The 12,713-nt window shown below is 67.6% G+C and carries 10 protein-coding genes; 2 read left to right on the top strand and 8 right to left on the bottom strand.

Annotated elements, in window-relative coordinates; all coding sequences use genetic code 11:
- Positions 1-55: 55 nt before the first annotated feature.
- A complete protein-coding gene (locus tag IEX18_RS15270; RefSeq protein ID WP_188659614.1) occupies positions 56-1,108 on the bottom strand; it encodes a ferritin-like domain-containing protein in 1,053 nt (350 codons plus the stop codon).
- A 20-nt stretch (positions 1,109-1,128) separates the two neighbouring features.
- Positions 1,129-2,076, bottom strand: coding sequence for a ferritin-like domain-containing protein (locus IEX18_RS15265; RefSeq protein WP_188659613.1), 948 nt, complete (start codon positions 2,074-2,076; stop codon positions 1,129-1,131).
- Positions 2,077-2,514: 438 nt separating this feature from the next.
- Here IEX18_RS15265 and IEX18_RS15260 point away from each other — a divergent pair, with 438 nt between their 5' ends.
- On the top strand, positions 2,515-5,403 hold the full coding sequence (locus IEX18_RS15260) for a TonB-dependent receptor (RefSeq protein ID WP_188659612.1): 2,889 nt from the start codon (positions 2,515-2,517) through the stop codon (positions 5,401-5,403).
- A gap of 93 nt (positions 5,404-5,496) precedes the next feature.
- On the opposite strand, the gene IEX18_RS15255 is transcribed toward IEX18_RS15260, so the two are convergent.
- The 6 genes from IEX18_RS15255 to IEX18_RS15230 all read right to left on the bottom strand — a co-directional run bounded on the left by IEX18_RS15255 (position 5,497) and on the right by IEX18_RS15230 (position 11,690).
- Complete coding sequence (locus IEX18_RS15255) at positions 5,497-6,414, bottom strand: ParB/RepB/Spo0J family partition protein (RefSeq protein ID WP_188659611.1); 918 nt, start codon at positions 6,412-6,414, stop codon at positions 5,497-5,499.
- Positions 6,411-7,199, bottom strand: coding sequence for a ParA family protein (locus IEX18_RS15250; protein ID WP_188659610.1), 789 nt, complete (start codon positions 7,197-7,199; stop codon positions 6,411-6,413). The genes IEX18_RS15255 and IEX18_RS15250 overlap by 4 nt, the downstream gene beginning before the upstream one ends.
- Positions 7,196-7,804 (bottom strand): 16S rRNA (guanine(527)-N(7))-methyltransferase RsmG, encoded by a 609-nt coding sequence (rsmG, locus tag IEX18_RS15245; RefSeq protein WP_188659609.1) that lies wholly within the window; start codon positions 7,802-7,804, stop codon positions 7,196-7,198. Before rsmG ends, IEX18_RS15250 begins: the two co-directional genes overlap by 4 nt.
- Positions 7,801-9,636 (bottom strand): tRNA uridine-5-carboxymethylaminomethyl(34) synthesis enzyme MnmG, encoded by a 1,836-nt coding sequence (gene mnmG / locus IEX18_RS15240; RefSeq protein ID WP_188659608.1) that lies wholly within the window; start codon positions 9,634-9,636, stop codon positions 7,801-7,803. Before mnmG ends, rsmG begins: the two co-directional genes overlap by 4 nt.
- 506 nt (positions 9,637-10,142) lie before the next feature.
- Positions 10,143-11,423, bottom strand: a complete 1,281-nt coding sequence (mnmE, locus tag IEX18_RS15235; RefSeq protein WP_188659607.1) for a tRNA uridine-5-carboxymethylaminomethyl(34) synthesis GTPase MnmE — start codon at positions 11,421-11,423, stop codon at positions 10,143-10,145.
- Positions 11,424-11,456: 33 nt separating this feature from the next.
- On the bottom strand, positions 11,457-11,690 hold the full coding sequence (locus IEX18_RS15230) for a DUF6489 family protein (RefSeq protein WP_188659606.1): 234 nt from the start codon (positions 11,688-11,690) through the stop codon (positions 11,457-11,459).
- A 92-nt stretch (positions 11,691-11,782) separates the two neighbouring features.
- On the opposite strand from IEX18_RS15230, the gene IEX18_RS15225 reads away from it, so the two are divergent.
- Complete coding sequence (locus IEX18_RS15225; protein ID WP_188659605.1) at positions 11,783-12,484, top strand: dienelactone hydrolase family protein; 702 nt, start codon at positions 11,783-11,785, stop codon at positions 12,482-12,484.
- Positions 12,485-12,713: the final 229 nt, after the last annotated feature.

Below are 12,713 nucleotides of genomic sequence, written 5' to 3'. Positions count from 1 at the left end.
CGTCCGCGCGCGCCGGCCGGGTTCCTCGTCCCCGACCGGCGCGCACGCCCTGCCCTCAGGTCTGGCTCGACCCGCTCGTCTTGATCAGGCCGTTCACGCCGGCCGGGAAGAAGCCCCCCGCCGCGACCGGCGTCTTGCTGATATAGAGGATGTTCAGCACCTGCTCGGGCGTGCGGCGGAACACGCCCTGGTTGGCGTCGCCCGGCAGGATGTCGGCGCCATATTGGTTGCCGACACCCTTGTCGTAGTCACGATTGCCGTCATAGGCGTCGCGCGCATCGCTCAGCTTGAAGATGGTATCGTACAGGCTGTTGTTCAGCGCGCCGCGCCAGTAGAGATAGTAGCGCAGCATGCCGTCCTGATAGCTGCGCGCGGCCATCAGCGCCGACACCTTCGCCATCAGGTCGCGATTGCTCATCTGGCGGGCGACGTCGTGATAGGCGGTCACCGTGATCGCGCCGATCGCGGTCGCCTGCATCAGGAACAACTCCTCCGACGCATAGGGATCGAAGGCGTCGCCCGCCTTGACGACGGTGGTCGGCGCCAGCTTGGTGAAGGGGCCGTCGACCGTCCCGGCGATGGTGATCGCGGGCTGTGCGGTCACGGCGCTGCCGATCAGCCCGCGCAGCGCCGTGATCTGCGTCACCAGGTCATAGGCGGTCTCCCGCAGCAGCTCGGCGAGGATCTGGTCCTGGAAGGACAACGCCCTGCCCCCGGTCACGCTGCCCTGCGCGCCGGCACCGCCGGTCAGGCTCGCCGGCAGGCTCTGGTCGAGCACCCCGCGCAGCATCAGCGCCGCGAAGAGATAATCCACCTGGAGCAGGAAGTTCAGCCGGTCCGCATCGGTCGCGGTATAGGTCGGAACCGGCGTCGGCACCGGCGGTGCGGTCGGCGAGGCGGTCGGCGTCGGCGTCGGGCTCGGCGAGGCGGTGCTGTCGTCGTCGCCCCCGCCACAGGCGTCGAGCAGCATCGCGCCGCCGGCGATCGCGCCGCCCTGCCCGCAGAGGCGCAGGAAGCGCCGGCGATCGGCCGCCGCCCGGAGCGGGTGGATGGTAGCGTCGGCGTCGGTCGTGTCGGCCGTGCCGGTCGTGTCGATCATGTCGGTCATGTTATCCCCCTCCTGTTCGCTCAGAGTGCGGCGCTGATGCGGATGTTGGCGTTCAGCCCGGCCGGGAAGAACCCGCCCAGCGTCGTCGCCGCCCGGTTGAGGAAGGCGACGTTGAGGGTCTGCGCCGCGGTCCTCGCCTGCACCATCGCGTTCCGGTCGCCCGGCAGGATGTTGGCGACGGCCTGGCCGTTGACCTGATCGGGCCCGATGCCCTGGCTCGCGGTCGCCGAGGTCGAATAGCCCGCCACGGCCGTGGCGAAGCCGCCGGCGCTCTGCCGCACGGCCGGGTTCGCCGCGCCGAGCCGGTAGAGCGTGGAGCGGATCATTCCGGCGTTATAGGCGTGCCCGCCGAGCCGCCCGATCGCCACGTTGAGCAGGATCGGATTGGTATAGAGCGGCGCCAGCCCCGCATAGAAGCTGACCATCATGTCCTTCAGCACCATCGCGGCGAGCAGGAAATTGGCGTCCGACGCATAGGGATCGAAGCTGTCGCCGGGCGCCACCACGCCCCCCGCCCGCGCCAGCACCGTGAACGGTCCGTCGGTTCCGCCGCCCAGGTTGATCTGCGGCTGCGCGACGACGTTGGCGCGCAGCGTGTCGCGCAGGAACAGGATGTGGAAATAGTCGTCGACCGCGATCTCGTCGAGGCAGCGGCGCACCGAGCCCGACTGGAAGCGGACGGGGCGCGCGCCGAGCGTCACCCCCTGGGTGCCGCTGCCGGTCAGCGCGTCCGCCGGCAGGCTGCCGCTATAGACGCCGTAGGAGCAGAGCTCCCCGACCAGATATTCCATGTTGAGCGACAGGGTGAGCAGGTCGGTGTCGGTCACCGCGCTCCCCGTTCCCCCGCTCTGTGCCCCGGCCTGCCCGGCCAGGCCGATGGCGAAAGCACCGGCCAGCACCGCGGCGAAGAAGCCGCGCCGGCCCTCATCGATGGCGGCACCCCCCGGTGCGTCCCGTTCTACGATCATGCGTCCCTCTCCCTCTTCCCTAGGCCCGAATGTCCCCCGGTGCGCCTGGGTGCGTTGCGCCCCGGGCCCCGATCGACAGGAGGCCGCGCCACGCTTGGCTGCGTGGTCGCCGGCAGCGGGAAGATGCGATTCGCGGCCGATTCGCCGGGGCGATCGCCCCGGAATTCCACCGCCCTGTCACCCACCGCATTAAGTCCGACAGTTGGAGAGCCGTCATCTTTGCGGGACTTCTGTGACACTTAGCGGAAGATCGTCGGTTTCCCCCCAATTTATCGCGTTCCCGGCCTGTTTTTGCCCCTTGCCGAGCCAATGGGGTACCGGTAACTTTTATGTGTGTCGAGATGTTTTGCAGGACAAAAGATCCTGCGAACGGGGCGGCATCGCAGGGAAGAACAGAATGTCGGCCGCGAATCGCGGCCGCCTCGTGGGGGGAGAGAGATGAAGAGCGTAAGCTATGCGTGTCTGATGGTCGGCGTGTGCACGGGGGCCATGCTGACCGCTCAACCGGTCCTCGCGGCGACCGCTAACACGGCGGCGGGGGCAAGCGATCCGACGACCGAGCAGCCGGCCAAGCGCCCGGCCAAGGGGAAGAAGCGCAAGCCGGGCAGCACGCCGCCTGCCGAGACGCCGCCTGCCGGGACGGCGTCGGCCGCCGGCGGGATCGGCGCCAATACGGGCAAGGCCGCGAACGGCGAGTCGGGCCGGCTCGAGGGCGACATCGTCGTCGTCGGCCTCAAGAACACGGTGAAGACCGCCCGCAACGTCAAGCGCAAGGCGCAGCAGATCGTCGACGTCGTGATGGCGCAGGACATCGGCAAGCTGCCCGACAAGAACGTTCCGGAGGCGCTCGCGCGCGTGCCCGGCGTCCAGCTCGAGCGCGATCGCGGCGAGGGCACCAGCATCCGCATCCGCGGCCTGAGCGACGCGATGACGACGATCAACGGCTCGACCGCCTTTTCGGGCACCTCGCGCACGACCTTCCTCAACGACATCCAGTCGGACCTGATCGCCGGCATCGAGGTCTACAAGACCCGCACCCCGGACCAGATCGAGGGCAGCCCGACCGGGGTCGTCAATCTCTCGCTGCGCCGCCCGACCGATTTCAAGAGCGGCGCCACCTATGCGATCAACGTCAAGGGCGACTATAACGACCAAAGCCGGTCGCTGAACCCCTATGGCAGCGTGCTCGTCGCCTATAATGGCGACACGCCGCTCGGGCAGATGGGCTTCATGGTCAACGCGACCTACAACCATCTGCAATACAACGAGTCGGACCGATTCAACAATCTGCCGGTCCTGCCGGACGATCCCCGCCAGATCATCGAGCCGAGCACCACGCCCGCCGGCATCTACATGCCCAACCGGGTCGGCATCTTCTATCGCCGCGGCAACAACAGCCGCGTCGGCATGAACGTCTCGGCGCAATGGCGGCCCGACGACCGCTGGAAATTCACGGCGGAGAGTTCGTTCACCAACGCCGCCGCCCAGTTCCTCGACGATCTGTTCTGGATCCCGATCACCTATTCCGACTCGAAGAATCCGCCGCCCACGCTGACCAACATCGTGGTCGGCCCCGACGGCCGGCTCGCCCAGTCGCTGAGCGCGACCTCGATCGATCCGATCGGTCCGGGCAAGGATTCGACCCTGATCTGGACCCGCAACTATACGTCACGCTTCCAGATCGACTATATCACCGACCGGATGGAATTTACCGGCTGGATCAACTACGCAAAGTCGCATTTCTTTCTGGACAGGCTTTATCACTACACGCGCTTCCTCCAGCAGCCCAGCTTCGACGTCGAGTTCAATACCGCCAAGGATCCGCGCGGCGGCATGAATATCGACTTCAAGAATATCGATCTGATGGATCCGAAAAACTACATCTACATAGATGGTATTTCTCAGAGCCGTATCCTGGAGATTAGTTCGGAACTGGAACAGCGCTACGATCTCAAGCTCAACACGGACTCGTCCTTCATCGACTGGTTCAAGACCGGCTTTCGTCACGCCAGTCGCGACTACGAACGCAAGATCGGCGAACGCGGTGAGGGCAATATGCGGGTGCCGATCGCGTCCCTGCCCGACTACAAGCTGACCCCGATCGGCAAGGGCTTTCAGGGCACGACCACGGGGGCCGATGCGGATTGGCTCGCTGGCGGGAACAACGTGATCCGGCGCAACTGGAATGCCATCCGCGCCCTGGCGGTAGCGACGAACCCCGGTTCAGACCTGGTCAAGGCCTATCCGGATTACGATCCGTTCCGATACTTCAGCGGCAACGAGGAAAGCTACGCGGCCTATTTCATGGCCCATTACAATGTGAAGCTGCTCTTCCCGATCGAGGGGACGTTCGGCGCCCGCCTCGTCAACAGCCTGACCCGGCTGAACGCCAACAAGCTGACCACCACCTTTGAGTCGATCGACGGCAAGCGCCCGGAATATGTAACCACGGCCGAGCTTGTAAGGTCGAAGGGCAATTACCTCGATGTTCTGCCCAGCGTGAATGCGATCCTGCATTTTTCGCCCAAGCTACAGCTCCGCGCGGCCTGGACCTATGACGTCGGGCGCCCGAGCGCCCAAGCCTTGAATCCTGCCACCTCTATCAACGCGACCAATCCCAATCAGGTTTACGGCCAGGGCGGCAATCCCAATGCCCGGGCGACGACGACGAACAAATACGATATGTCGCTGGAATATTATTTCGGCGAGGCGGGATCGATCAGCCTGGCAGCCTGGAAGTGGCGGCAGGATGGCTATCTGCAAACGCAGCTTCGGTCTGAGATATTGCCCGGCTACGCCGATCCGGTGCTCGTGTATCGCCCCTATAATGCCGGGCGCGGCAAATTTACCGGCATCGAGGCGTCGGCGACCAGCTTCTTCACCTTCCTGCCGGGCGTTCTTAAGTCCTTCGGCGGCACCGTCAACTTCACCTACAATAAGACGCAACAGGAATATCCCGTCTTTGACGCCAAAAATAACGTGACCGGCTATTTAGTGAGGCCCTGGCTCTATACCTCCAAATATGTCTACAATGTCATTGGTTTCTTCGAACGCGGCGGTCTGAACGTCCGCGTCGCCTACAACTGGCGGAGCAAGCAGGTTTATTCGGTAAATCCATATTACTACTATGATAACCGGTTCACCGATCCGGTCGAGCGCCTTGACGCCTCGATCAATTACGACATCACCAAACAGTTGACCCTCTCGGTCGAGGCATCGAACCTCACCCGCAACGGCGTGCAACTCTACTGGAACTCGCGCGACATCCCGCAGGACATCTATTATTACGCCCGCAACTTCGCGGCATCGGTACGGTACAAGTTCTGAACGGCAGCCGGTGACGTATCGCATTCCACGATCGTCACCGGCGTCCCGCAGTGAACGGCGCGAGCAGCCGGTCGCCGGGCCGCGCCTCCGGGCTCAGATCCCCTCGCCGGTCAGCCGCTGGCAGATCATGTCGAGCTGGTCGAGCGTCGCATAGCCGAGCGTCACCGACCCGCCTTTTCCTCCGTGGACGATCGTCACCGAAACGCCCAGCAGATCGGCGAGCTGGCGTTCGAGCGCCGCGATATCGCTGTCCGCAGCGGTGTCGCCACCCCGCACGTCGTTGGCGGGACGCCGCGGCGCGGCATCCGCCTCGTCGCGAGGGCTCTTGGTTTCGCGCGCCAGCTTCTCCGTCTCGCGCACTGATAGGCCGCGGTCGACGATCTGGGTCGCGAGGCGCTCGACATCGGGTGCGCCGAGCAGCGCGCGGGCATGGCCCATCGACAGGCTGCCATCGACCACCCGCGTCTGCACCGGCTCGGGCAGTTCGAGCAGCCGCAACAGATTGGCGACATGGCTGCGCGACTTGTGGACGATCCTGGCCAGCGCTTCCTGCGTATGGCCATATTCGCCGGCCAGCCGCTGATAGGCCTGCGCCTCCTCGATCGCGTTGAGATCCGCCCGCTGGATGTTCTCGACCAGCGCGATCTCCAGCGTCTCGGAGTCGGAGAGGTCGCGGACGACCACCGGCACCTCGGCCAGCTTCGCCCGCTGCGCCGCGCGCCAGCGCCGCTCGCCCGCGACGATCTGATATTGATGGCCGTGCGGTCGCACGACGATCGGCTGGATCAGCCCCCGCGCCGCGATCGACCCGGCCAACTCGTCGAGCAGGGCATCGTCGAAGTGGCGGCGCGGCTGGTCCGGGTGTGGGGCCATGGCGCTGACCGGCAGCATCCGCACCCCGCTCGGCCGCTCCGCATCGGGGCTGACCGGAGTCTCGCGCGCCATTTCGCCCAGCAGCGCGTTGAGCCCCCGGCCCAGGCCGCCGCGCGGCCGCCGCAAGGCCTCGCTCATGCCGCCACCGCCGTCTTGGCCGCCTGGGGCAGGCGCCCGATCATCTCCCGCGCCAGCGCCATATAGGCCTCCGATCCCGAGCAGCGATGGTCGTAGATCAGCGCAGGCAGGCCGTGGCTCGGCGCCTCGGACAGGCGGACATTGCGCGGGATCACCGTCTCGAACACCACCTTGCCCAGGACCGCGCGGACATCGGCGGAGACCTGTTCGGTCAGCCGGTTGCGCCGGTCGTACATGGTCAGCGCCACGCCGATGATCGAAAGGCCGGGATTGAAGCGGGTGCGGATCCGCTCGACCGTCGACAGGAGCTGCGACAGACCTTCCAACGCGAAGAACTCGCATTGCAGCGGCACGAACAGCGCATCGGCGGCGACCATCGCGTTGATCGTCAGCAGCCCCAGCGAGGGCGGGCAGTCGATCAGCACGATGTCCCACTGGTCCTTCACCGCCGCCAGCGCGGTATCCAGGCGATGGGTGCGCGCCTCGAACTCGACCAGCTCGATCTCCGCGCCCGACAGGTCGACCGTTGCGGCGACGATGTCGAGCCGCGGCACCTTGGTCGGGATCGCCGCCTCGACGACGCTCGCCTCGCCCATCAGCACGTCGTAGCTCGACCGTTCCCGCTGCGCATGGCCGATGCCGAGCCCGGTCGAGGCATTGCCCTGCGGATCGAAGTCGATTAGCAGCACCCGCTGGCCGGTCGCCGCGAGCGCGGTGCCGATATTGATCGCGCTGGTGGTCTTGCCCACCCCACCCTTCTGATTGGCGATGGCGACGACGATCACCGGCCACGTCCGTCGAGAATGAGGATCGCCGAGTCCGGCTGGGTAAGGCTATGTTCCACGTGAAACACCACTCGATGCTGTGCGGCGAGCGATGCGAGATCGGCCGGATCGACCAGACCCCTTGGCAGCAGCCACCGCGTCTCCTCTGTGGCGCAATGCGCGGCGGCAAGCAAAAGCTTTTCGACCGAGGCGACCGCGCGTGCGGTAATCACTGCCGCCGTCCAGTCGACCTGCTCGACCTTGGCGGCCGCAACGCGCGCATCCGCCAGGCCGAGCGTCGCGACGCACTCGCTCAGGAAGGTCGCGCGCTTCCGACGCGGCTCGACCATCAGCATCGGCGTGGCGCCGGCGATGGCCAGCACCATCCCCGGAAAGCCGCCGCCAGTGCCGATATCCAGCCATGCACCGCTCGACCTGTTCGCCAGCGGCAGCAGCTGGAGCGAGTCGACGACGTGCCGCGACCAGATGGCTGGGATCGTGGCGGGGGAGATCAGGTTCTGCTGCGCGGTCTCTGCCAGAACGAGATCGACGAACCGTTCGAGCATGGCGAAGCGCTGCGCGCCGACCAGATCGAGCGCCCAGTCGCGTGCCTCCTCTTCGGTCATGCGGCGAGCCGCCGGGCGTGGAGCAGGACGGCCGATAGCGCCGCAGGCGTGACGCCGCGCACCCGCGCCGCTGCGGCGAGCGAGCGCGGACGGCTGGCGGTGAGCCGCGCGACCATCTCGTTCGACAGGCCCGGGATCGCGGCATAGTCGATCGCCTCGGGCAGCAGCAGCGATTCCTCGGTGCGCAGCCGCGCGACCTCCTCCGCCTGGCGTTCGAGATAGGGCGCATAGCGCGCGTCCTCGATCGTCTCCGCGACGACCGCCGGCGCGATCCCGTCCTCCGCACCCGGCGCGACATGCGCGAGCGTGACGCCGTCGAAGCGCAGCCAGTCGAAGGCGCTGCGCCGCGCCCCGTCCTGACTGACCTGTCCCCCTGCCGCCGCGACGTCCGAAGCCGTCCGCATCACCGCCAGGCGCGCGCGGAATGTTCCACGTGAAACATTCCGGCGATCGAGATGGGCCCGCCGAGCCTCGGACAGACACCCCGCCGCGTCTGCGATGGGCGCAAGACGGGTCTCAGCATTGTCGGACCGCAGCGACAGGCGATATTCGGCGCGGGCGGTGAGCATGCGATAGGGCTCGGTGACCCCCTGCAGGACGAGGTCGTCGATCATCACGCCGAGATAGCTCGACGCGCGATCGAGGATCACCGGCGGCAGCGACAGCGCCAACGCCGCCGCGTTGAGCCCGGCGACCAGCCCCTGCCCCGCCGCTTCCTCATAGCCGGTGGTGCCATTGATCTGTCCCGCGCAAAACAGCCCCGGCATAGCGGTCACCGCCAGGGTCGCGTCGAGCGCCCGCGGATCGATATGGTCATATTCCACCGCATAGCCCGGAACGGTGATCGCCGCGCGCTCCAGCCCCGGGATGCTGGCGATCATCGCGGCCTGCGCCGCCGCACCGATCGAGGTCGAGAGGCCGTTCGGGTAGACCGTTGCGTCGTCGAGACCTTCGGGTTCGAGGAAAATCTGGTGCCCGTCGCGATCACCGAAGCGATGGATCTTGTCCTCGATCGACGGGCAATAACGCGGCCCTGCCCCTTCGATCGCACCGGAAAAGAGCGGGGATTCGGGAATGGCGTCGCGGATGATCGCGTGGGTCGCCGGGGTGGTGCGGGTGATCGCACAGGCGATCTGGGGCAGCAGCCGGCGCTCGGTCATCGCCGACATCGTCCAGGGCTCGGCGTCGGACGGCTGCGGTTCGAGGCTGGCCCAGTCGATCGTCCGCCCGTCGAGGCGCGGCGGCGTGCCCGTCTTGAGCCGGGCCATCGGCAGCGCCAAGTCGCGCAACACCGCGGCCAGCGGACCGGCCGCGCGCTCGTCGACCCGGCCGCCCTCGCCCCGTTCCGACCCGCGGAAGAGCCGCCCGCCCAGAAAGGTCCCGGTCGCCAGCACCACCGCGCGTCCGGCGATCCGGCGGCCATCGGCGAGCATCACCCCGGCCAGCGCGCCGCCCGCCAGGTCGAGCGCGACGACGTCGCCCTCGACCACCGTCACGCGCGCCTCGGCGGTCACCATTGCCTGCACCGCCGCGGCATAGAGCCGGCGATCGGCCTGGATCCGAGGACCCTGTACCGCGGCACCCTTGCTGCGGTTGAGCATGCGGTGGTGGATCGCCGCCGCGTCCGCAGCCCGCGCCATGACGCCGTCGAAGGCGTCAACCTCGCGGGCGATATGCCCTTTGCCCAACCCGCCGATCGAGGGATTGCACGACATCATGCCGAGATTGCTGCGGGAAAAGGTGACGAGGGCTACCGACGCGCCCCGCCGCGCCGCCGCCATCGCCGCTTCCACCCCGGCATGCCCACCGCCGATTACGATTACGTCGCTCATGCCGCCCGCCTACTCCGATGGCGACGAGGGGTCAAAATTGTTCCACGTGGAACAATCGGCAGCGCCTCGTCTCGGCTGGCCGTTCCCGGTTGTGCCGGGTTTGTTGAGGCACGGTACCGCATTGAGCAGCTGGACTGTGAGTCGGTGCGCGGACAGGCTGGACCGCCGACGCAGTCGAAGGTCCTCAGCGGAATTGTTCCACGTGAAACAAAGGGCCGAAACGGACATGATCCACTGGTGCCGAATCTTGCCTTGGCGAAAAACAACTGGTCCTCTTCGCAGCTTCGATTCTGGAGGCAACGGGTTCGTGCACCGACGATGTTGGCGCTGATGACCATAAAGGCGCGCCGCGAAAATGTTCCACGTGAAACATTTCACCTCTGTCAGACCCGGGGCCTCAGCCGAAGCGATGACGGTCGATAGGTCATCGCGTCACGCGGGACGATGATGGGTACGAACAGTCGGGCGAAGTTCAGCGGGGGAAGGATTGTTCCACGTGGAACATTTCACTTCCCGATGCAGAACCGCCCGAAGAGCGCATCCAGCATCGTCTCGGTCGCATCCGCCCCGGTGATGCCAGCGAGCGCAACGCGTGCCCGGCGCAGCGCCTCTCCCATCAGAAGAGGATCGCGCGGCGGTACACGCAGCGCCGCAGCCGCCTCCCCGCACAGTCGCCGATGCCGCTCACGTAAAGGCAAGGCGTCCACCCGCGGCAGCAAGGCCGCCGACCGCTCCGCCACCAGCGTCCACAGTGCTGCGATGCTCGCGGGATCGTCCTGCCGCACGGCCAATGTCCGATCGGCCGGCACCGTCCCCCGCCCCGACAGGTCGGACCGGCCGTGCAGCCAGAGCGCGTCGCGACGCGGCGGGGCTTCGTCTCCCATCCATAGCAGCAGATCCGCGGTGGCGATCGCCGCGCCGGCGCGCTCCACACCGATCGCCTCGACCATATCGTCGGTCTTGGTCAGTCCGGCCGTATCGAGCAGCAGATAGGGCACCCCGCCCCGCACCACCGCCGCCTCGATCCGGTCGCGGGTGGTGCCGGCGATCGGCGAGACGATCGCCGCCTCGCGTTCGGCCATCAGGTTGAGCAGCGTCGACTTGCCCGCATTGGGGGGCCCGGCAATGACCACGCGGATACCGTCGCGCAACCGCTCGACGGGCGGGGCGGAGGCCGCCGCATCGATCCGCCGGCCGAGATCGTCCATCCCGCCCCGGATCGCTGCCATCTCGTCGTCCCCCCCGACGACATCGTCCTCGTCGTCATGGTCGAGCATCGCCTCGACCCGGGCGGAGAGGATCGCGACCTCGGCCAGCCAGTCGCCGACCTGGCGGCTGATCCAACCCTCCGCCGCGGCCAATGCCGCCACCCGCTGCGCCTCGGTTTCCGCCTCGAGCAGATCGGCCAGCCCCTCGGCCTCGGCGAGATCGATCCGGCCATGCGCCAGCGCCCGGCGGGTGAACTCGCCCGGCTCGGCCCGGCGGCAGGACGGAAGGCGGGATAGCGCGGCCTCCACCGCCGCCACCACCGCCCGCCCGCCATGGCAGTGCAGCTCCACCAGATCCTCTCCGGTCGCGGTGGCGGGGCCGGGGAAGACGATCGCCAAGGCGCGGTCGAGCACCGCCCCGGCGGCGTCGCGCAGCACCCGCACCCGTGCCGCCCGCGCCGGGGGCAGCGGCCCGGCCAGCGTGCGGCCGGCGAGCAGGGCGTCGGGCCCGCTGATACGGATCACCGCGATCGCGGCGGGGGGACGGCCGCTGGAGACGGCGAAGATCGTGTCGGTCATGCGCCGGCGCCTATAGCAGAGGGCGCGCGCCGATCAGCTGCCGGACTTGGCCGCGCCTTCCAGCATCCGCCGCCAGAAGTTCATCCCCGCCTCGCCCATCGGCGCCCAGCTGCGCATCATCGCCTCGAGCATCTCGGGCCGGACATTGCCCTCCATCGCCTCGCGGGTCAGCTGGACATAGCGTTCGTGGATCGGCGTCAGGTCGGGCAGGCCCATCGCCGCACGCGCTTCCTCTGGCGTGCAGTCGATCTCGATCGTCACCTTCATCGTTCGCCGTCCCTGCTTGTCACTGTAACCTCGCGCGCATAGCGCCATGCGCGACGCCCAGCGTCAACGCATATCCCCAGGAGAGGACGGCCATGACCGACACGATCACGCTCGACACGCTAGCCGGCGACGCCCGGTTCACCGTCTATCGCGCCCGACCCGAAGGCACGCCGCGCGCGGCGATCGTCGTCATCCAGGAGATTTTCGGGGTCAATGCCGGCATCCGCCGCAAATGCGACACCTTGGCCGAAGCCGGCTATCTCGCCCTCGCCCCCGACCTGTTCTGGCGCTTCGCCCCCGGCATCGAGCTCGACCCGGACGTGCCCGACCAGATGCAGCAGGCGCTGGGCCTGATGCCCAAGCTCGACCAGGACGGCGCGATCCGCGACATCGAGGCGACGATCCGCGCCGCGCGGGCGGAGCTGGGCGACGGCGGCAAGGTCGGGGTGGTCGGCTATTGCCTGGGCGGTCGGCTCGCCTTCATGACCGCGACGCGCACCGATGTGGATGCGGCGGTCGGCTATTACGGCGTCGGGATCGACGGGCTGCTCGGCGAAAAGCACGCCATCGCGCATCCGGTGCTGCTCCACGTTCCCGAAGAGGATCACTTCGTCGACAAGGATGCGCAGGCGCGGATGCATGCGGGGCTGGACGACCACTCCAAGGTGACGCTGCACGACTATCCCGGCGAGGATCACGGCTTCGCGACCGAGTTCGGCGCGCGGCGCTCCGAGGAGTCGGCGCGACTGGCGGACGAGCGCACCGCAGCCTTCTTCGCCGAGCATCTGGGGTAAGCGACCGGGCCGCCGGCCCTGAGCGACCCCCCTTTCCCCGCCCATCTCACCGTCACCCCGGCGCAGGCCGGGGTCTCTGTCGAGGGTCGCGACAGGAGCCGCAGGAGATCCCGGCCTGCGCCGGGATGACGGTTGGGAAGGCTCCTGCACGCAAGATCAACCTAACCTCGGCCGTTCGCCCTGAGCGCCGTCGAAGAGCCCGAAAACCACCTGTGCTTCGACGTCGCGC

The organism is Sphingomonas metalli (assembly GCF_014641735.1).
In the GTDB taxonomy this organism is placed as follows: Bacteria; Pseudomonadota; Alphaproteobacteria; order Sphingomonadales; family Sphingomonadaceae; genus Sphingomonas; species Sphingomonas metalli.
This window is presented reverse-complemented; position numbering and strand designations above follow the sequence as displayed.

Coding starts and splice junctions, on each gene's coding strand:
- IEX18_RS15270 (WP_188659614.1), bottom strand. CDS start 1,108: ATGACCGACATGATCGACACGACCGGCACGGCCGACACGACCGACGCC.
- mnmE (WP_188659607.1), bottom strand. CDS start 11,423: ATGACCGACACGATCTTCGCCGTCTCCAGCGGCCGTCCCCCCGCCGCG.
- mnmG (WP_188659608.1), bottom strand. CDS start 9,636: ATGAGCGACGTAATCGTAATCGGCGGTGGGCATGCCGGGGTGGAAGCG.
- IEX18_RS15255 (WP_188659611.1), bottom strand. CDS start 6,414: ATGAGCGAGGCCTTGCGGCGGCCGCGCGGCGGCCTGGGCCGGGGGCTC.
- IEX18_RS15265 (WP_188659613.1), bottom strand. CDS start 2,076: ATGATCGTAGAACGGGACGCACCGGGGGGTGCCGCCATCGATGAGGGC.
- IEX18_RS15260 (WP_188659612.1), top strand. CDS start 2,515: ATGAAGAGCGTAAGCTATGCGTGTCTGATGGTCGGCGTGTGCACGGGG.
- IEX18_RS15230 (WP_188659606.1), bottom strand. CDS start 11,690: ATGAAGGTGACGATCGAGATCGACTGCACGCCAGAGGAAGCGCGTGCG.
- rsmG (WP_188659609.1), bottom strand. CDS start 7,804: ATGACCGAAGAGGAGGCACGCGACTGGGCGCTCGATCTGGTCGGCGCG.
- IEX18_RS15225 (WP_188659605.1), top strand. CDS start 11,783: ATGACCGACACGATCACGCTCGACACGCTAGCCGGCGACGCCCGGTTC.